The 16,226-nt window shown below is 32.3% G+C and carries 25 protein-coding genes and 1 pseudogene; 3 read left to right on the top strand and 23 right to left on the bottom strand.

Going from position 1 to position 16,226, the window contains the following annotated elements:
* Positions 1 to 17 precede the first annotated feature (17 nt).
* Positions 18 to 1,190, bottom strand: coding sequence for an AI-2E family transporter (locus FQB35_RS01835; protein ID WP_148808280.1), 1,173 nt, complete (start codon positions 1,188 to 1,190; stop codon positions 18 to 20).
* 169 nt (positions 1,191 to 1,359) lie between these two features.
* Here FQB35_RS01835 and FQB35_RS01830 point away from each other — a divergent pair, with 169 nt between their 5' ends.
* From FQB35_RS01830 to FQB35_RS01820, 3 genes and pseudogenes are all read left to right on the top strand, one after another.
* Positions 1,360 to 2,043, top strand: a complete 684-nt coding sequence (locus FQB35_RS01830) for a helix-turn-helix domain-containing protein (RefSeq protein ID WP_148808279.1) — start codon at positions 1,360 to 1,362, stop codon at positions 2,041 to 2,043.
* 119 nt (positions 2,044 to 2,162) lie between these two features.
* Positions 2,163 to 2,387, top strand: a complete 225-nt coding sequence (locus FQB35_RS16590; RefSeq protein ID WP_168198209.1) for an IS3 family transposase — start codon at positions 2,163 to 2,165, stop codon at positions 2,385 to 2,387.
* A pseudogene (locus tag FQB35_RS01820) lies at positions 2,353 to 2,934 on the top strand (IS3 family transposase); the annotation flags it as partial. The gene FQB35_RS16590 and the pseudogene FQB35_RS01820, both read left to right, overlap by 35 nt.
* 134 nt (positions 2,935 to 3,068) lie before the next feature.
* Here FQB35_RS01820 and rpsI read toward each other — a convergent pair.
* The 22 genes from rpsI to rplF form a co-directional block, all read right to left on the bottom strand.
* A complete protein-coding gene (gene rpsI, locus FQB35_RS01815) occupies positions 3,069 to 3,461 on the bottom strand; it encodes a 30S ribosomal protein S9 (protein ID WP_148808276.1) in 393 nt (130 codons plus the stop codon).
* 24 nt (positions 3,462 to 3,485) lie between these two features.
* Entirely contained in the window at positions 3,486 to 3,914 is a 429-nt protein-coding gene (gene rplM, locus FQB35_RS01810; RefSeq protein WP_148808275.1) for a 50S ribosomal protein L13, read from the bottom strand.
* A 124-nt stretch (positions 3,915 to 4,038) separates the two neighbouring features.
* A complete protein-coding gene (gene truA / locus FQB35_RS01805; RefSeq protein ID WP_148808274.1) occupies positions 4,039 to 4,791 on the bottom strand; it encodes a tRNA pseudouridine(38-40) synthase TruA in 753 nt (250 codons plus the stop codon).
* 10 nt (positions 4,792 to 4,801) lie between these two features.
* Positions 4,802 to 5,599: an energy-coupling factor transporter transmembrane component T family protein gene (locus FQB35_RS01800; RefSeq protein WP_148808273.1), complete on the bottom strand. Its 798-nt coding sequence runs from the start codon at positions 5,597 to 5,599 to the stop codon at positions 4,802 to 4,804.
* Between the two features lies 1 nt (position 5,600).
* Positions 5,601 to 6,455, bottom strand: a complete 855-nt coding sequence (locus FQB35_RS01795) for an energy-coupling factor transporter ATPase (RefSeq protein ID WP_148808272.1) — start codon at positions 6,453 to 6,455, stop codon at positions 5,601 to 5,603.
* Complete coding sequence (locus FQB35_RS01790) at positions 6,446 to 7,276, bottom strand: energy-coupling factor transporter ATPase (protein WP_148808271.1); 831 nt, start codon at positions 7,274 to 7,276, stop codon at positions 6,446 to 6,448. Before FQB35_RS01790 ends, FQB35_RS01795 begins: the two co-directional genes overlap by 10 nt.
* A 411-nt stretch (positions 7,277 to 7,687) precedes the next feature.
* A complete protein-coding gene (gene rplQ / locus FQB35_RS01785; protein WP_148808270.1) occupies positions 7,688 to 8,029 on the bottom strand; it encodes a 50S ribosomal protein L17 in 342 nt (113 codons plus the stop codon).
* A gap of 23 nt (positions 8,030 to 8,052) precedes the next feature.
* Positions 8,053 to 9,000, bottom strand: a complete 948-nt coding sequence (locus tag FQB35_RS01780; protein WP_148808269.1) for a DNA-directed RNA polymerase subunit alpha — start codon at positions 8,998 to 9,000, stop codon at positions 8,053 to 8,055.
* 64 nt (positions 9,001 to 9,064) lie between these two features.
* A complete protein-coding gene (gene rpsD, locus FQB35_RS01775) occupies positions 9,065 to 9,685 on the bottom strand; it encodes a 30S ribosomal protein S4 (RefSeq protein WP_148808268.1) in 621 nt (206 codons plus the stop codon).
* A gap of 24 nt (positions 9,686 to 9,709) precedes the next feature.
* Entirely contained in the window at positions 9,710 to 10,108 is a 399-nt protein-coding gene (gene rpsK, locus FQB35_RS01770; RefSeq protein ID WP_148808267.1) for a 30S ribosomal protein S11, read from the bottom strand.
* Between the two features lie 19 nt (positions 10,109 to 10,127).
* Entirely contained in the window at positions 10,128 to 10,499 is a 372-nt protein-coding gene (gene rpsM / locus FQB35_RS01765; RefSeq protein ID WP_148808266.1) for a 30S ribosomal protein S13, read from the bottom strand.
* Positions 10,500 to 10,678: 179 nt separating this feature from the next.
* Entirely contained in the window at positions 10,679 to 10,792 is a 114-nt protein-coding gene (gene rpmJ / locus FQB35_RS01760) for a 50S ribosomal protein L36 (protein WP_029267374.1), read from the bottom strand.
* A 16-nt stretch (positions 10,793 to 10,808) separates the two neighbouring features.
* Positions 10,809 to 11,033, bottom strand: a complete 225-nt coding sequence (gene infA / locus FQB35_RS01755) for a translation initiation factor IF-1 (protein WP_148808265.1) — start codon at positions 11,031 to 11,033, stop codon at positions 10,809 to 10,811.
* 26 nt (positions 11,034 to 11,059) lie between these two features.
* On the bottom strand, positions 11,060 to 11,338 hold the full coding sequence (locus FQB35_RS01750; protein ID WP_148808264.1) for a KOW domain-containing RNA-binding protein: 279 nt from the start codon (positions 11,336 to 11,338) through the stop codon (positions 11,060 to 11,062).
* 18 nt (positions 11,339 to 11,356) lie between these two features.
* Positions 11,357 to 12,106, bottom strand: coding sequence for a type I methionyl aminopeptidase (gene map, locus FQB35_RS01745; protein ID WP_148808263.1), 750 nt, complete (start codon positions 12,104 to 12,106; stop codon positions 11,357 to 11,359).
* A gap of 4 nt (positions 12,107 to 12,110) precedes the next feature.
* On the bottom strand, positions 12,111 to 12,755 hold the full coding sequence (locus FQB35_RS01740) for an adenylate kinase (RefSeq protein WP_148808262.1): 645 nt from the start codon (positions 12,753 to 12,755) through the stop codon (positions 12,111 to 12,113).
* A 60-nt stretch (positions 12,756 to 12,815) separates the two neighbouring features.
* The gene (secY, locus tag FQB35_RS01735; RefSeq protein WP_148808261.1) at positions 12,816 to 14,093 is read right to left on the bottom strand and encodes a preprotein translocase subunit SecY; all 1,278 of its coding nucleotides are present in this window, start codon (positions 14,091 to 14,093) and stop codon (positions 12,816 to 12,818) included.
* Position 14,094: 1 nt separating this feature from the next.
* On the bottom strand, positions 14,095 to 14,535 hold the full coding sequence (gene rplO / locus FQB35_RS01730; RefSeq protein WP_148808260.1) for a 50S ribosomal protein L15: 441 nt from the start codon (positions 14,533 to 14,535) through the stop codon (positions 14,095 to 14,097).
* Between the two features lie 17 nt (positions 14,536 to 14,552).
* The gene (gene rpmD / locus FQB35_RS01725; protein ID WP_148808259.1) at positions 14,553 to 14,735 is read right to left on the bottom strand and encodes a 50S ribosomal protein L30; all 183 of its coding nucleotides are present in this window, start codon (positions 14,733 to 14,735) and stop codon (positions 14,553 to 14,555) included.
* Between the two features lie 13 nt (positions 14,736 to 14,748).
* Complete coding sequence (gene rpsE / locus FQB35_RS01720) at positions 14,749 to 15,255, bottom strand: 30S ribosomal protein S5 (protein ID WP_148808258.1); 507 nt, start codon at positions 15,253 to 15,255, stop codon at positions 14,749 to 14,751.
* A gap of 17 nt (positions 15,256 to 15,272) precedes the next feature.
* Positions 15,273 to 15,641 carry a 50S ribosomal protein L18 gene (rplR, locus tag FQB35_RS01715; RefSeq protein WP_148808257.1) on the bottom strand — a complete coding sequence of 123 codons (369 nt, stop codon included), beginning with the start codon at positions 15,639 to 15,641 and terminating at the stop codon, positions 15,273 to 15,275.
* A 20-nt stretch (positions 15,642 to 15,661) separates the two neighbouring features.
* Positions 15,662 to 16,201, bottom strand: coding sequence for a 50S ribosomal protein L6 (gene rplF, locus FQB35_RS01710; protein WP_148808256.1), 540 nt, complete (start codon positions 16,199 to 16,201; stop codon positions 15,662 to 15,664).
* Positions 16,202 to 16,226 lie beyond the last annotated feature (25 nt).

Here is a 16,226-nt window from a genome sequence, read left to right as displayed (position 1 = left end):
ATGATTAGATATCTGCTTTATTTTATACTTTCTATTCTATTTTTCTTTTCTTCTAATCTTTTATTTATAAATTTCCTTACTGCTACAATAATAATAGATATAGCTGGAACCCCTAAAAACATGCCAATTACACCGAATAGACTTCCTCCTAATACAATTGAAAATATAATCCATATTGGACCAACTTCCATTTTATCTCCTAATATTTTAGGTGTTAAATAAAAACTATCAAACTGCTGCAATATAAAAAGAAATAACAAAACCTTTAATGCCTTTATAGGACTATAAAATGATACAAAAATAAATCCAATCGCTTCTCCAATCAAAGGACCAAAATAAGGAATCATATTTGTAACCCCTACAATCATACTAATTAACAAGCTATATGGACTTTTCATAAAGGATAACCCTATAAATGCAATCAATCCAATGATAAAAGAATCTATAGATTTTCCTATAACAAATTTTACAAATGTATTATCTGCTTCTTTACAAAATTTTTTAAAGCTATCTACATATTTATCCTCAAATAATGCTCTTAGTAATCTTTCTATTCCTTTTAACAATGAATCCTTATCAATTGAAATATAGAAAGACACAATAAGTGCTAATAGAATATTCAATGTCTTTGAAGTAAAAGCAATAATACTTAAAAGTAAATTATTTAAACTTCTTTGAAAAATTCTACTTGTATTATAAAATAGATCATTAATATTTTTTTCTATAGTCCCTGCAATATTATATACATCATTTTTATATAGATCATGGATCCAATCAATAATCTTATTTTCATTTATATAAATAAATGTAGGCAAACTGCTTAGTAAATCCCGAATATTCATAGCAATCCTTGGCACAACAAGTACAAGAGTTAATGCAATAATACATATAAACAAAATAAATACAAATATTGTACTAATGATTCTTTCGTATTTATTTTGTTTATTAGTCTTAAATCTAGTCAATATATCAACCTCAAACCATTTAATAATAGGATTTAAAATATATGCAATAATAACACCTAAAAGAAATGGCTTTAATACATTTACAATAGTAGCTATCTTTACAGAAATAGAATAATATACACCATTCATATTATCCATAAATTTATAAAAAATAATTGATAGAATAATAACAATGAGTGTATTGATATAATGACTTAGGTTTCTTTTATAAAGCCAATGTTTCATGTGAATCACCTCAACTTTGCTTAATATGTATATTATATATTAATTCTATCCATTTTGGCTATATAAATAAACAACTTAAAATAAAAAACACTACTTATGAATGATATGCTCCCCTTGAAGTGGACAGTTAAAATAAAAAAACTGTTTATTGAAGGAGGAGCATTTTCTTATGGGCAGAAAAGGTAAAATAGATTACGAACTAAAAATTAAAGCAGTTGAAGAATATTTAAATAATGTAGGATCACAAACATCAATTGCATCTAAATATGGTGTAACTAGAAACTCATTTAGACAATGGATTGTAAACTATCAATCAATGGGTAAAGAAGCATTAATGAATAAGTCTCATAATAATTTCTATTCAAAAGAATTTAAAATTACTGTTATTAAAGCATATCTTGAGGGTGACAGTTCGATATATGACATTGCAAAAAAATTTAAGATTCCCTCACATACAACTGTTCTTAAGTGGATTATAAAGTATAATGGTCATGAAGAGTTAAAATCATCAGGAATAGGAGAAGATAAAGTCATGGCCAACGGACGTAAAACTAATTTTAATGAAAGAATAGAAATTGTTAAACACTGCATTGAACATCAGAACAGCTATAATAAAACTGCAGATAAATATAAAGTATCATATCATCAAGTCTATTCATGGACTAAAAAATATGAGGAATCTGGTGTTGAGGCATTAAAAGATAAACGTGGCAAACAGAAAAATGCAAATGAATTGTCAGAGATTGAAAAGCTTAGAGCACTAAACAAACTTCTGGAAGCTCAAAATAAAAGGCAACAAATGGAGATTGATTTTTTAAAAAAGTTAGAAGAAATAGAAAGGAGGCGATTTTAAGCCAAGTAAGAAATGAAACCTACTATTTAGCAATTAAAGAATTACATGATATACAGTTATATCCAATTTTTACACTATGTGAAATAGCTGGTGTTCAAAGGTCATCTTATTATAAATGGTTGAATCGTAAAGAGAGTAAAAATGAGAACTTTAACAAAAAACTTATACCTTTAATTCAAGAAGCCTATGAAGAACGAGATGGTATTCTTGGCTATCGTCAAATGACAATTAAACTAAACAGAGAGAACAATTTTAGAGTAAATCATAAGAGAATTTATCGCTTAATGACTATTTTTAGGCCTAAAAGTCGGTATGTCGAAAAGAAGAAGAAAAAAATATATTAAGTCAACTCCTGAAGTTATAGCGGAAAACATTTTAAATAGAAACTTTAAAGCAGATAAGTTTGGTCAGAAGTGGGTTACAGATGTTACGGAATTTAAATATGGCAATAATCAAAAAGCATACTTAAGTGCAATAATTGATCTATCGGATAAAAGCGTAGTTTCTTTTGTGATTGGTAAATCTAATAACAATCCTTTAGTATTTAAAACATTTGATCTTGCACATGAGAATTATCCAGATGAAAAGCCTATTTTTCATAGTGATCGTGGATTTCAGTATACATCAAAAATATTTCGAAAGAAGTTGGATAAATCAGAAATGATTCAGAGCATGTCCCGAGTTGGACGATGTATTGACAACGGACCAATGGAAGCATTCTGGGGTATGCTGAAATCAGAGATGTACTATTTAAGAAAATTCTATACTTATGAAGAATTAGAAACAGCAGTAACTAATTACATTGAATACTACAATAATCACAGATATCAAAAACGTCTTGGTTGTATGACACCTTTAGAATACAGACAATACCTATGTAATGTTGCATAAAAATCACGCTAACCGTAAAGTACGATTAGCGCAATTCCTTTTTATTTTTTCCACTGTCTACTTGACAGGGGCATATTCAGAAACTAAGTAGTGTTTTTTGCATACTCGTATGAATAAATTGATAATAAAAGAAACTATCTTTTTGAGAATTGTGGTGCACGTCTTGCTTTCTTTAATCCGTATTTCTTTCTCTCTTTCATTCTTGGATCTCTTGTTAAGAAACCTGCTTTTTTAAGAATTGGTCTAAGCTCTTCATCAGCTTTAAGTAATGCTCTTGAAATACCATGTCTTAAAGCTCCTGCTTGTCCTGTAAATCCACCACCATGCACTTTTGCTATAACATCAAACTTTCCTTCAGTTTCAGTAAGTACAAGAGGCATTCTAACATCTCTCTTTAATGTTTCATAATCAAGATAATTATCTATATCTCTTCCATTGATTGTAATTTTTCCTTCTCCAGGAACTAATCTAACTCTTGCAACAGAAGTCTTTCTTCTACCTGTTCCGTAATATTGTACTTTAGCCATCATATTTCCTCCTTTCCCAAAACTCTATATATCTAAAACTTCTGGTTTTTGAGCTTCATGCTTGTGCTCAGGACCACTATATACTTTTAATTTTTTAAACATTTTTCTTCCTAAAGTATTTTTTGGAAGCATTCCTTTTACAGCTAATTCAATAATTTGCTCAGGTTTTTTCTGAAGCATTTGCTTATAAGTCATTTCTTTCATATGACCTACATAACCTGTATGATGTCTATACATTTTTTGATCCATTTTCTTTCCTGTTACTGCAACTTTTTCTGCATTTATAACAATTACAAAATCTCCAGTATCAACATGTGGTGTATATGTTGGTTTGTTTTTTCCTCTTAAAATAGCTGCAACTTGAGAAGCTAAGCGACCTAATGTTTTTCCCTCAGCGTCTACTACATACCACTTTCTTTCAACTTCTTGTGGCTTAGCAACAAATGATTTCATGTGTTTCCCTCCTAACACTTCTTTTCAAAATTATCAGCGCGTATCTATATTTAAAAAACCCGGGGCTAGTGGATTTTTTAATATGCACATTACCAAAATATTATAATACATGTTGCCGTGTGTGTCAAGGTATAATCGTTTTTTCATAATAAACTTCTGCAAGATATAATCCTTGAGGAGGTGCTGTATGCCCTGCTCTTTCTCTTTTGCAGGATTGAATTATCTCTGATAAATCTTCTATATTAATCTTTCCTTTTCCAATATCAACCAATGTTCCCGCTATTATTCGAACCATATTGTATAAAAAACCATTTCCTTTTACTTCTATTCTAATGATACAATCTTGTTCCTCAATTGATAAATCATATATTGTTCTTACAGTATCCTTTACTTGGCTGCCTGAAGCCATAAAACCTTTAAAATCATGTTCTCCAATAAAAAACTTCGTAGCTTTCTTCATATCTTCTTTATTTAAATAATCTTTCACAAAATAAGTATAGTTTCGAAGAAGAGGGCTTCGTAATGGCCCATTATAAATCTTATAAATATACTTCTTTCCTACAGCACTATATCTTGCATGAAAGTCTTTAGAAACCTCTACAGCTTTTTTTATCGCTATATCATCTGGCAATACAGAATTCAATGCCACAGGGATTTTCTCTACAGGAATACTAAATTCTTCTTCAAAATTTGCTACTTGCCCCAATGCATGAACCCCTGCATCTGTTCTACCTGAGCCATTAATTTTTACTTCTTTTTTTATAATTTTCTTCAACGCCTTTTCAATCTCTTCTTGTACTGTCCTTCCATATTTTTGTCTCTGCCATCCATAAAAATTTGTACCATCATATTCTATTGTTAATTTTACATTTTTCATATGCTCACCTTTATATAAAACGATTTACAAGAACGGCTATAAATACAACAAAAGTAATTATAGCTGCAATAAAATCTCTTTTATGCAGGGATAATTCCTTCATTCTTGTTCGATTTTCTCCACCTCTATAACATCTAGCCTCCATTGCCATAGCCAATTCATCAGCTCTTCTAAAAGCACTAATAAAAAGAGGCACTAATAAAGGAACCAAGCTCTTTGCACGTTTTAAAATATTTCCACTTTCAAAATCAGCTCCTCTTGCCATTTGTGCCTTCATAATTTTATCTGTTTCTTCTAAAAGAGTTGGAATAAACCTTAAAGCAATAGTCATCATCATGGCTAATTCATGAGCTGGTACTCCTATTTTTCTAAATGGATTTAAAAGCTTTTCAATTCCATCTGTAAGCTGTATAGGTGATGTTGTAAGGGTTAAAAGTGACGTTCCAACAATAAGCAATATAAGTCTTGTAGCCATAAAAACAGCCTGTCTTATTCCTTCTCTTGTAATGTCTAATGGTCCTATTTGGTAAAGAACCTCCCCTTTTGTCATAAAAATGTTAATACTAAAGGTAAGAATGATAATTAAAAATAATGGTTTAAGACCTTTCATCATATACTTAAAAGGTACCTTTGATAGAAGAATTGTTCCTCCTAAAAAAAATAGTATATACACATAATCTACTAAATGTTTCACAAGGAACAATGATATTATATAACATAATGTTGCTAATATCTTTACTCTTGGATCTAATTTGTGTATACTCGAATCAACTGGATAATATTGTCCTATTGTTATATCCCTTAACATATTATTTTCTCCTTATTAAATTCAGTATTTCTTCTTTCGCATCTTCAACGGTAAATATATCGTCTCTAACAGCTTTTCCCATACTTTTAAGTACTTTCATAAGGTAAGTAATCTGTGGTATACCAAGACCAATATTTTCAAGAAGTTCTGCCTTTCCAAAAACTTCCCTTGGCTTACCCGTTAACTCTACCTTCCCTTTGTGCATAACAATAATCCTATCTACCAGTTTTGAAATATCCTCCATGCTATGAGAAACAAGTATAATAGTTATTTTATATTTTTGATGTAGGTTTTTAATTTTACTTAATATTTCATCTCTTGCTCTAGGATCAAGACCTGCTGTAGGCTCATCAAGAATTAATACATCCGGCTTCATTGCTAAAACCCCTGCAATAGCCACTCTCCTTCTTTGACCACCACTTAGTTCAAAAGGAGATCTATCTTTTATTTCTTCATAAGGTAACCCTACAAGTTTAATTGCTTCCTTTACTCTCTTATCTATTTCTTCTTGTTCTAAATCTAGATTCATAGGTCCAAATGCTACATCTTTATATACAGTTTCTTCAAAAAGTTGATGCTCTGGATACTGAAATACGAGTCCTACTTTTTTTCGTATTTCTCTTAATTTAACATCTTTTTTTGTAATGTCAAATCCATCTATTACAATCTTTCCTGATGAAGGTTTTAAAAGTCCATTTAGGTGTTGTATAAGTGTAGATTTCCCAGATCCAGTATGTCCTATAAGTCCTATAAATTCGCCTTTTTCAATTGTTATATTTACATTATTTAAAGCCATTGTTTCAAAAGGAGTATTTGGATTATATATATGTGATAAATTTTCAATAATTATTGACATAAATACTTCACCATCTCATCTACTGTTAATATTTCTGTTGGAATATCTATTCCATCCTTTCTAAGCTTATATGCTAACTCAGTTACCTGAGGTACATCTAAACCTAATCTTTTTAACGTATCTACCTTAGAAAAAATTTCTTTAGGCTTTCCTTTTAATACTATATTTCCTTCCTCCATAACTATAATACGATCAGCATTTACTGCCTCATCCATAAAATGAGTAATATGGACAATAGTAATCCCCTCTTCTTTATTGAGCTTATGAATTGTGTTCATAACCTCTTTTCTTCCTGATGGATCAAGCATTGCAGTAGGCTCATCTAAAATAATACATTTAGGTTTCATTGCAATTATACCTGCAATCGCAATTCTTTGCTTTTGACCTCCCGATAGCAAATGAGGTCCTTTCTTGCTAAATTCTGTCATTCCTACAGCTTCTAAAGAATCATTTACCCTTTTTCGAATCTCTTTAGGTGCTACACCTAGATTTTCTAATCCAAAAGCTACATCTTCTTCTACAACCGTTGCTACTATTTGATTGTCTGGATTTTGAAATACCATCCCTGCCATTTGTCGTATATTCCATATATTAGATTCATTTTGTGTATCTAGCCCATCTACATATACTTTTCCCCCACTTGGAAGAAGCAATGCATTCATATGCTTGGCCATTGTTGACTTTCCTGAACCATTATGCCCAATAACTACTAAAAATTCGCCTTTTTTTACATTGAGTGAAATTTTCTTTAGGGCTTGTACTTTTTCTTCTTCTTTTCTATATTCATATACCAAATCATATATTTCAATTATGTTTTCCATTCAATCAATCCTTATCCCTTATATATTATTCCTATATATTATACCTCTTATTTCACATAATACCAATAGATTGTTCGTTTTTATTTTTATTTAATTCATCTTATATATAAAGATAAACAACATCAATGTTAAAAAAAAATATATATAAAAAGATAAGTGAATGACTTTGATAACTTTTGTAAAATAAAAAAACTTACTGAAATGCAATGAAAAAATACGTTAAAAACCTTCATTGTTTGAACAAAGGTGAGTTTTGAAGGTTTAGTATTTTTTCATGTAATGAAGTTTAGTTTTTTCAAAAGTTATCTGGAATAAACGTTCTTTTTATATTTCATTTTAAAGCTGGTTATCTCTATATATAATTCCCTAAAAATAAAAGGGACTAAGTTATCCACTTAATCCCTAAATATACTATACTAACTCTATAATAACCATTTCAGCTGCGTCTCCTCTACGAGGCCCTAACTTCATGATTCTTGTATATCCACCGTTTCTCTCTTGATATTTTGGTGCTAATTCATCAAATACCTTTTTAACAACTGTTTCATCTAATACAAAAGCTAATGCTTGACGTCTTGCATGTAAATCTCCTCTTTTTCCTAGAGTAATCATTTTTTCTGCAAGTTTACGCGTTTCTTTTGCTCTTGTTTCAGTAGTCTTAATTCGACCTTCTCTTAACAGGCTTGTAACAAGATTTCTTAACATCAAGTTTCTATGCGCTGTTGGACGGCCTAATTTACGATGTCCTGCCATGTCTTTCCCTCCTTCAACCTATACTAGTCTTCACTAGGTTTTAAGCCTAAACCAAGTTCGTGTAGTTTTTGCTGTACTTCTTCAAGGGATTTTTTACCTAGATTTCTTACCTTCATCATATCTTCTTCTGATTTTTGGGTAAGTTCTTCTACAGTATTGATTCCAGCTCTCTTCAGACAGTTATATGATCTAACAGAAAGTTCAAGTTCCTCAATAGTCATTTCCATTACTTTTTCTTTCTTATCTTCTTCTTTTTCTACCATAATTTCTACATTTTCTACATGATCTGTTAAATCAATAAATAATCTTAAATGATCATTCATAATCTTAGCACCTAAAGAAACACCTTCATCTGGTTTTATACTACCATCCGTCCATATTTCTAACGTAAGTTTATCATAATCAGTAACTTGCCCAACTCTTGTATTTTCAACATGATAACTAACTTTTTTAACAGGCGTATATATAGAATCAACAGGTAATACACCTATAGGCATTCCAGGTGTTTTATTGTTTTCTGCTGGAACATACCCTCTACCCTTAGAAATGGATATTTCCATAACTAGTCTAGCATCATCTTCAAGTGTTGCAATATGCAGATCAGGATTTAATATTTCTACATCTGCATCAGCAATAATATCTCCTGCAGTAACTACTCTTGGACCATTAGCTTCAATTCTAACAACCTTTGGTCCATCAGAATGAATTTTTGCAGATAATTCTTTAAGATTTAGTATTATTTCTGTCACATCTTCTTTTACTCCAGGAACCGTTGAAAATTCATGAAGTACACCATCTATTTTTACAGATGTAACAGCAACGCCTGGTAGAGATGAAAGCAATATTCTTCGCAGACTATTCCCTAATGTAATACCATAACCTCTTTCTAGAGGCTCTACAATAAATTTTCCATAGGTATTATCTGGACTTAATTCCACACACTCTATTTTTGGCTTTTCTATTTCAATCATAACTTTAACCCTCCTTATTCCTTTTATATCTATACATTATGAGGGTAACTGATCCTAATACTTATTATCTTGAATATAACTCAACGATTAAGTGCTCAGCTATTGGAATATCAATGTCTTCTCTAGTTGGAAGTGAAACTACTTTTCCCTCTAAGTTTTCAGCACTTACTTCTACCCAGTTTGGTACAGTTTTAGCTTCTTCAGCTATTCCTTTAAACTTAGGTGAACTTACACTTTTCTCTTTTACTTTAATTACATCACCAACAGAAACAAGGTATGATGGAATATCTACTTTCTTTCCATTTACTGTAAAGTGTCCATGCGTTACTAATTGTCTTGCTTCTTTTCTAGATGCAGCAAATCCCATTCTATACACTACATTATCTAATCTTGTTTCAAGAATTCTTAGTAAGTTTTCACCAGTGATTCCTGGCATTTTTTCTGCTTTTTCAAAGTATGTTCTAAATTGTGTTTCTATTAATCCATAGAATCTCTTTGCTTTTTGTTTTTCTCTTAATTGTAAACCATAGTTAGATAATTTTTTTCTTGCTTGCCCATGTTGTCCTGGTGCATATCCTCTTCTGCTAATTGCACATTTATCTGAATAACATCTTTCACCTTTTAAGTAAAGCTTTTGTCCTTCTCTACGACAAAGTCTACAAGATGGTCCCGTATATCTTGCCATTATTCTTACACCTCCTAATCCTAATTAGACTCTTCTACGTTTTGGTGGTCTACATCCATTGTGTGGTATTGGAGTAACATCTTTAATTAAGTTTATTTCTAATCCTGCAGTTTGTAAAGCTCTAATTGCAGCTTCTCTTCCTGCTCCAGGTCCTTTTACATAAACTTCTACTGTTTTTAATCCATGCTCCATAGCAGACTTCGCTGCAGTTTCAGCTGCCATTTGTGCTGCAAAAGGAGTTGATTTTCTTGATCCTTTGAAACCTAATCCTCCTGCACTAGCCCACGCTATAGCATTTCCTTGTAAATCAGTAAGGGTTACAATTGTATTATTAAAAGTAGATTGAATATGTGCTTGCCCACGTTCTATATTTTTACGCTCGCGTCTTCTCTTACGAGTTTTCGCTGCTTTTTTGGCTACCATGTCATTTACCCTCCTTTAACTATTTCTTTTTCTTACGTCCAACAGTCTTTTTAGGTCCTTTTCTAGTTCTCGCATTTGTTTTTGTTTTTTGTCCTCTTACTGGAAGACCTTTTCTATGACGAATTCCTCTATAACAACCAATTTCTTTTAATCTCTTAATATTTAAAGAAATCTCTCTACGAAGATCCCCTTCAACTTGGTATTCATTGTCTATGATTTTTCTTAGATTACCTACTTCATCTTCAGTAAGATCTCTTACTCTTGTATCAGGATTTATCCCTGCTTTTTCTAATATAATGTTTGATGTTTTTCTACCTATACCGTAGATGTATGTCAAACCTATTTCTACTCTTTTTTCTCTTGGTAAGTCAACACCAGCGATTCTTGCCATTTTACTTTACACCTCCTAAATCTGTGCTATTACAAACTATCTTTATATGTCATTATTAGTTATAAGTTGTTTAATCAAAATTTTAAGATTAAACGCAGCCGCACACTTATATACTAATATTTATACCATGAAAATTTTCATTGCATAACATTTGAATATTATTTTTCAACTATTCAAATTTAACCTTGTTTTTGTTTATGCTTAGGATTTTCACAGATGACCATAACTTTGCCTTTTCTTTTAATAATTTTACATTTTTCGCATATAGGCTTAACGGATGCTCTAACTTTCACTGTTATCCCTCCTTAATCACTTGCCTTTGCCTCGCCAAGTAATTCTCCCTCTTGTTAGATCATAAGGGGACAATTCAACTGTAACTGTATCACCAGGCAATATTCTGATAAAGTTCATTCTAAGTTTACCAGAAATATGTGCTAATAACTCATGTCCGTTTTCCAATTTAACTTTAAACATGGCATTAGGCAAAGCTTCAACAACTGTGCCTTGAACCTCTATTACATCTTTCTTTGCCATTAGGAAATTGACCTCCTATTCCTAGGTTAGCTAAGACCCAGTTTTTCCAGTTCACGCCTCAAAAATAAATTGCTTATTTTTTCATTATTCTCAATCTTATTTTTTACAGCTTCACTTATTATATTATATTTCCCTAAGTGCTTCACCTTTTTTTTCTTTGGTTTATCAATTTTTCTTAGGTCTCCATCCGAAATAAGAACATACTGCTCATCTACAATACCAATAACTATAAACAATTTATCCTTATCTCTTCCAGCTTTTGATTTAACAATTTGACCTATTGAAACTTCATGAGTCGTATTCACATTTTTCACCTCTTTGCCTTAAGAAAGGCTTGTTAAAATAATCGGATCGTCTTTTGTGATGGCAACCGTATGCTCATAATGTGCTGATAACTTATTGTCTAAGGTCACAACAGTCCAGTTATCCTGAAGAACTTTTACTTTATATGTTCCCATGTTCACCATTGGCTCTATTGCTAAAACCATTCCATCCCTTAATCTTGGTCCCTTTCCAGGTGGTCCAAAATTAGGAATCTGTGGATCTTCATGCATATCCTTTCCTATTCCATGCCCTACAAAATCTCTTACTACAGAAAATCCATTGTTTTCTACATGATTTTGTACAGCATGAGATATATCCGATAGTCGGTTTCCAACTCTGCAAAATTTTAGTCCTTCATAGAAACTTTCTTTTGTTACCTGAATAAGCTTTAAAGCTTCATCAGAAACTTTTCCTACTGGATGTGTTTTTGCAGCATCTCCATTATAACCTTTATAGACTGCTCCTATATCTACACTAATAATATCGCCATCTTTTAATGTTTTTAATCCAGGTATTCCGTGAACGACTTCCTCATTGATTGAAGCACAAATACTTGCTGGAAATCCATGATAACCTTTAAAAGCTGGTATTGCTCCATGTTTTATTATTTCTCTTTCAGCAATTTCGTCTAATTCCTTTGTAGTAATACCAGGCTTTATAGCATCACGTACTACTTCATGGACATAGGCCACAATTTTCCCCGCTTCTTTCATATAATCAATTTCATTACTTGATTTTAAAATAATCATTTGATTACTCTCCTAAAGCAACAACAATATCTTTAAATACCTTATCTATTTCTTGTTGTCCGTTTATTGTGGCAATAATCCCTTTATTTTTATAATAATCAATTAGTGGTTTTGTTTCATTCAAGTATACTTCTATTCTCTTAGAAACTGTTTCTTCATTATCGTCTGCTCTTTGCTGCAACTTTTCACCACATTTGTCACATATACCTTCTTTTGCAGGTGGGTTAAATTTAACATGGAATGTAGCACCGCAATTTTTACAGATTCTTCTTCCAACAGCTCTTTCAACTAAGATCTCTTTGTCTACTTCCACATTTATTACTTTATCCAAGCTTACATTCATCTTTGTAAGCACTTTATCTAATTCTTCTGCTTGATTAACAGTTCTCGGAAATCCATCAAGCAGAAAACCTTCTTTGCAATCTTCTTGTTGTAATCTATCTTCAACAATGGCTACAACAAGTTCATCTGGAACTAAAAGCCCTTGATCCATATATTCTTTTGCTTTTTTTCCTAATTCCGTTCCTTCTTTAATATTTTTCCTAAAGATATCGCCTGTTGATATATGCGGTATATCAAATTTTTGAACAATACTTGAAGCTTGTGTTCCCTTACCTGCCCCTGGAGGCCCTAATAAGATTAATCTCATCAATACCATCTCCTAGATTCTAATGAAGTAACGCATGGGGAATTCTCCCCATGAATACTCCTATTTTAAGAAACCTTGGTAATGTCTCATCATCATTTGTGCTTCTACTTGCTTCATCGTCTCTAATGCAACCCCTACTGCAATAAGTAAGGATGTTCCACCAAATCTAAATTGAAGATTTGTAAATTGCAGTATAATTGTAGGCATTACAGTAATTCCTGCAAGGAATACAGCACCTGCCAAAGTAATTCTTGTTAATACTTTATTTAAATACTCTGAAGTTGGTTTTCCTGGTCTAATTCCTGGAATGAAACCTCCATGCTTTTTCATATTCTCTGCAACTTCTATAGGGTTAAATGTAACTGCTGTATAGAAGTAAGTAAAGAATATAATTAAAGCAACATTTAAAATAGAATATATCCAAATTCCAGGACTTCCTGCTGGTGACAAATATTTTTGTACAAAGCTTGCAAACCCACCGCCTTGAAAGAAATAAGTTAATGTTAATGGGAATTGAAGTAATGAAACTGCAAATATTACAGGTATAACTCCCGCTTGATTAACTTTTAATGGAATATGAGTACTATGTCCTCCATACATTTTTCTTCCAACAACTCTTTTTGCATATTGTACAGGAATTTTTCTTGTACCTTGCTGAATTGCTACTACACCTGCAATAATGAATACTGCAAGTATTGCAAATATAATTAAAGAAACGATAGAAACTTCACCTACGCTAAGTTTTTGGAAAGTATGAACAAACCCTAACGGAACTCTAGAAATGATTCCTGCAAAAATAATCAATGAAATACCATTTCCAATTCCATTTTCAGTAATTTGCTCCCCTAACCACATTAAGAAAGCCGTTCCTGCTGTTAATGTAAGTACTACAATACTTACTGACCAAAAATCATATGATATAAGCGCTTGACGGAATAATCCAACACTTACACCAATAGCTTGGATCAAAGCGAGTATAACTGTCCCATATCTTGTGTACTGTGCTATCTTTTTTCTTCCTTCTTCTCCCTCTCTAGCTAATGCTTCTAGACTAGGAATTGCAATTGTTAAAAGCTGCATAATGATAGATGAGGTGATATATGGTGTAATACTTAAAGCAAATATTGTAAACTTTCTAAAAGCTCCTCCTGAAAATAGATTAAACAAACCAAACAGACCACTTTCCCCTTGTTTAAACAACTGTTCTAAGATCGTTCTGTTTATTCCAGGAACAGGAATGTTTGATCCTAATCTAAATACCACCAACATCATCAAGGTATATAGCATTCTCTTTCTTAAATCAGGAATTTTCCAAGCATTTCGTAGGGTAGATAGCACGTTAAATCACCTCTGCCTTTCCTCCAGCAGCTTCAATTTTTTCTACAGCTGACTGGCTGAATTTATGAGCCTGTACAGTTATCTTCTTTTGTAGTTCTCCGTTTCCTAGTACTTTTACTCCGTCAACAACTTTTTTGATTACGCCTGTTTCTAAAAGCAATTCAGGAGTTACAACAGTACCTTCATCAAATTTATTTAATACATCTAAATTAACAATTGTCCATTGCTTTTTAAATATGTTTGTAAAACCTCTCTTAGGTAGTCTTCTATATAGAGGCATTTGGCCACCTTCGAATCCTGGCTTTACACCACCACCGCTACGAGATTTTTGTCCTTTTTGTCCACGGCCAGCAGTTTTACCTTGACCAGTAGCAGTTCCTCTTCCTAGTCTTTTTACATTTTTTGTTGATCCTTCAGCTGGTCTTAACTCATGTAGCTTCATGGTTACACCTCCTTAACCTATATTTCTTCAACTTTCACTAAATGCTTAACTTTTTCAACCATTCCTCTCATTTGAGGGTTGTCTTGCTTTTCCACTACTTGTCTAATTTTTTTTAGTCCTAGCGCTTCGATTGTTTTTCTATGTTGAGGCTTGGACCCAATGGTACTTTTTACTAATGTTATTCTTAACATTTTAGCCAAGGTCTTTCCCCTCCTAACCTAATAATTCCTCTACAGTTTTACCTCTTAATCTTGCAACTTCTTCAACAGTTTTTAGTTTTTTCAAGCCGTCTATTGTCGCATTAACCATATTTCTTGTGTTATTTGTTCCTAAAGATTTTGCTCTTACATCTTTAATTCCTGCAAACTCTAAAACCGCACGTACAGGTCCACCTGCAATAACTCCTGTACCTTCTTTAGCTGGCATAAGTAATACGCGTCCAGCACCAAAATGGCCCTCTATTCTATGAGGGATTGTTGTTCCTACTCTTGGAACATATATAAGATTCTTTTTCGCTTCTTCAATTCCTTTTCTAATAGCATCAGGAATTTCCTGAGCTTTTCCTGAACCAATTCCAACGTATCCGTTTTCATCTCCAACTACAACAGTTGCACTAAATCTGAAGGTTCTACCACCTTTAACAACTTTTGTTACACGGCTTATATTAATAACTGTCTCTTTTAAGTCCAGTTTGCTCGCATCAATTAGTTGACGTTTCATTCATTTCCCTCCTTCTCCTAGAATTTCAAACCAGCTTCTCTTGCACCTTCTGCTAGTTCTTTTACTCTTCCATGATAAATGTATCCGCCTCTATCAAATACAACAGCATTTATTCCTTTTTCTAATGCTCTCTTTGCAACAATCTCACCTACTAATTTAGCAGCTTCTTTGTTGCCTCCTTTGCTTACTTTTTCCTTAACTTCTTTATCTAAAGTAGAAGCAGAAACTAATGTATGCCCTTTTACATCATCAATAATTTGTGCATACATATTGTTTAAACTTCTATATATACTTAATCTTGGACGTTCAGGAGTTCCAGACACTTTATTGCGGATTCTTAAGTGTCTTTTTTGTCTTCTTAAGTTTTTGCTCTCTTTCTTGATCACTTCATTTCACTCCTTTCCTACTACTTACCTGCTTTACCTTCCTTACGACGGATTACTTCATCAGCATATCTAATTCCTTTGCCTTTGTATGGCTCTGGCTCTCTCCAAGCTCTAATTTTTGCAGCATAGTTTCCAACTAATTGCTTATTAATTCCCTTAACAATAATTTCATTTGGGTTTGGAACTTCTGTTGTTATACCTTCTGGATCAACCATCTCTACTGGATGTGAAAATCCTAAAGTTAAATTAAGTTTATTTCCTTGTTTTGCTGCACGATAACCTACTCCATTCACTTGCAGCTTTTTCTCATAGCCTTTTGTTACGCCGACAATCATATTGTTAATTAATGTACGGCTTAATCCATGTAAAGATCTATGATTTTTATTGTTTGTAGGTCTTTCTACTTTTAATTCTGTTCCTTCTATAGTAATCTTCATATCTTTATGAATCTGTTCTTGTAATTGTCCTTTTGGGCCTTTCACTGTAACAAGATTTTTTTCATCAATCTTGATTTCTACACCGTCTGGGATCGTGATTGGCAATCTTCCTATCCTTGACATAGCTGCACCTCCTATACCTTAAAAT

Origin of the sequence: Crassaminicella thermophila, assembly GCF_008152325.1 — a bacterium.
Lineage (GTDB): Bacteria > Bacillota > Clostridia > Peptostreptococcales > Thermotaleaceae > Crassaminicella_A > Crassaminicella_A thermophila.
Note: the sequence above shows the minus strand (reverse complement) of the source record. Positions and strands in the feature narration are given on the sequence as shown.

Bases quoted from the DNA above. Each gene is read 5' to 3' on its own strand.
- FQB35_RS01835 (WP_148808280.1), bottom strand. From the start codon at position 1,190: ATGAAACATTGGCTTTATAAAAGAAACCTAAGTCATTATATCAATACA.
- FQB35_RS01830 (WP_148808279.1), top strand. From the start codon at position 1,360: ATGGGCAGAAAAGGTAAAATAGATTACGAACTAAAAATTAAAGCAGTT.
- rpsI (WP_148808276.1), bottom strand. From the start codon at position 3,461: ATGGCTAAAGTACAATATTACGGAACAGGTAGAAGAAAGACTTCTGTT.
- rplM (WP_148808275.1), bottom strand. From the start codon at position 3,914: ATGAAATCATTTGTTGCTAAGCCACAAGAAGTTGAAAGAAAGTGGTAT.
- truA (WP_148808274.1), bottom strand. From the start codon at position 4,791: ATGAAAAATGTAAAATTAACAATAGAATATGATGGTACAAATTTTTAT.
- FQB35_RS01800 (WP_148808273.1), bottom strand. From the start codon at position 5,599: ATGTTAAGGGATATAACAATAGGACAATATTATCCAGTTGATTCGAGT.
- FQB35_RS01795 (WP_148808272.1), bottom strand. From the start codon at position 6,455: ATGTCAATAATTATTGAAAATTTATCACATATATATAATCCAAATACT.
- FQB35_RS01790 (WP_148808271.1), bottom strand. From the start codon at position 7,276: ATGGAAAACATAATTGAAATATATGATTTGGTATATGAATATAGAAAA.
- rplQ (WP_148808270.1), bottom strand. From the start codon at position 8,029: ATGGCAGGACATCGTAAATTAGGCCGTCCAACAGCGCATAGAAACTTG.
- FQB35_RS01780 (WP_148808269.1), bottom strand. From the start codon at position 9,000: ATGATTGAAATAGAAAAGCCAAAAATAGAGTGTGTGGAATTAAGTCCA.
- rpsD (WP_148808268.1), bottom strand. From the start codon at position 9,685: ATGGCAAGATATACGGGACCATCTTGTAGACTTTGTCGTAGAGAAGGA.
- rpsK (WP_148808267.1), bottom strand. From the start codon at position 10,108: ATGGTAGCCAAAAAAGCAGCGAAAACTCGTAAGAGAAGACGCGAGCGT.
- rpsM (WP_148808266.1), bottom strand. From the start codon at position 10,499: ATGGCAAGAATCGCTGGTGTTGACTTACCAAGAGAAAAAAGAGTAGAA.
- infA (WP_148808265.1), bottom strand. From the start codon at position 11,033: ATGGCAAAGAAAGATGTAATAGAGGTTCAAGGCACAGTTGTTGAAGCT.
- map (WP_148808263.1), bottom strand. From the start codon at position 12,106: ATGATTATTTTAAAATCAAGTAATGAAATTGATTATATGAAAGAAGCG.
- FQB35_RS01740 (WP_148808262.1), bottom strand. From the start codon at position 12,755: ATGAGATTAATCTTATTAGGGCCTCCAGGGGCAGGTAAGGGAACACAA.
- rplO (WP_148808260.1), bottom strand. From the start codon at position 14,535: ATGAAGCTACATGAGTTAAGACCAGCTGAAGGATCAACAAAAAATGTA.
- rpsE (WP_148808258.1), bottom strand. From the start codon at position 15,255: ATGAAACGTCAACTAATTGATGCGAGCAAACTGGACTTAAAAGAGACA.
- rplF (WP_148808256.1), bottom strand. From the start codon at position 16,201: ATGTCAAGGATAGGAAGATTGCCAATCACGATCCCAGACGGTGTAGAA.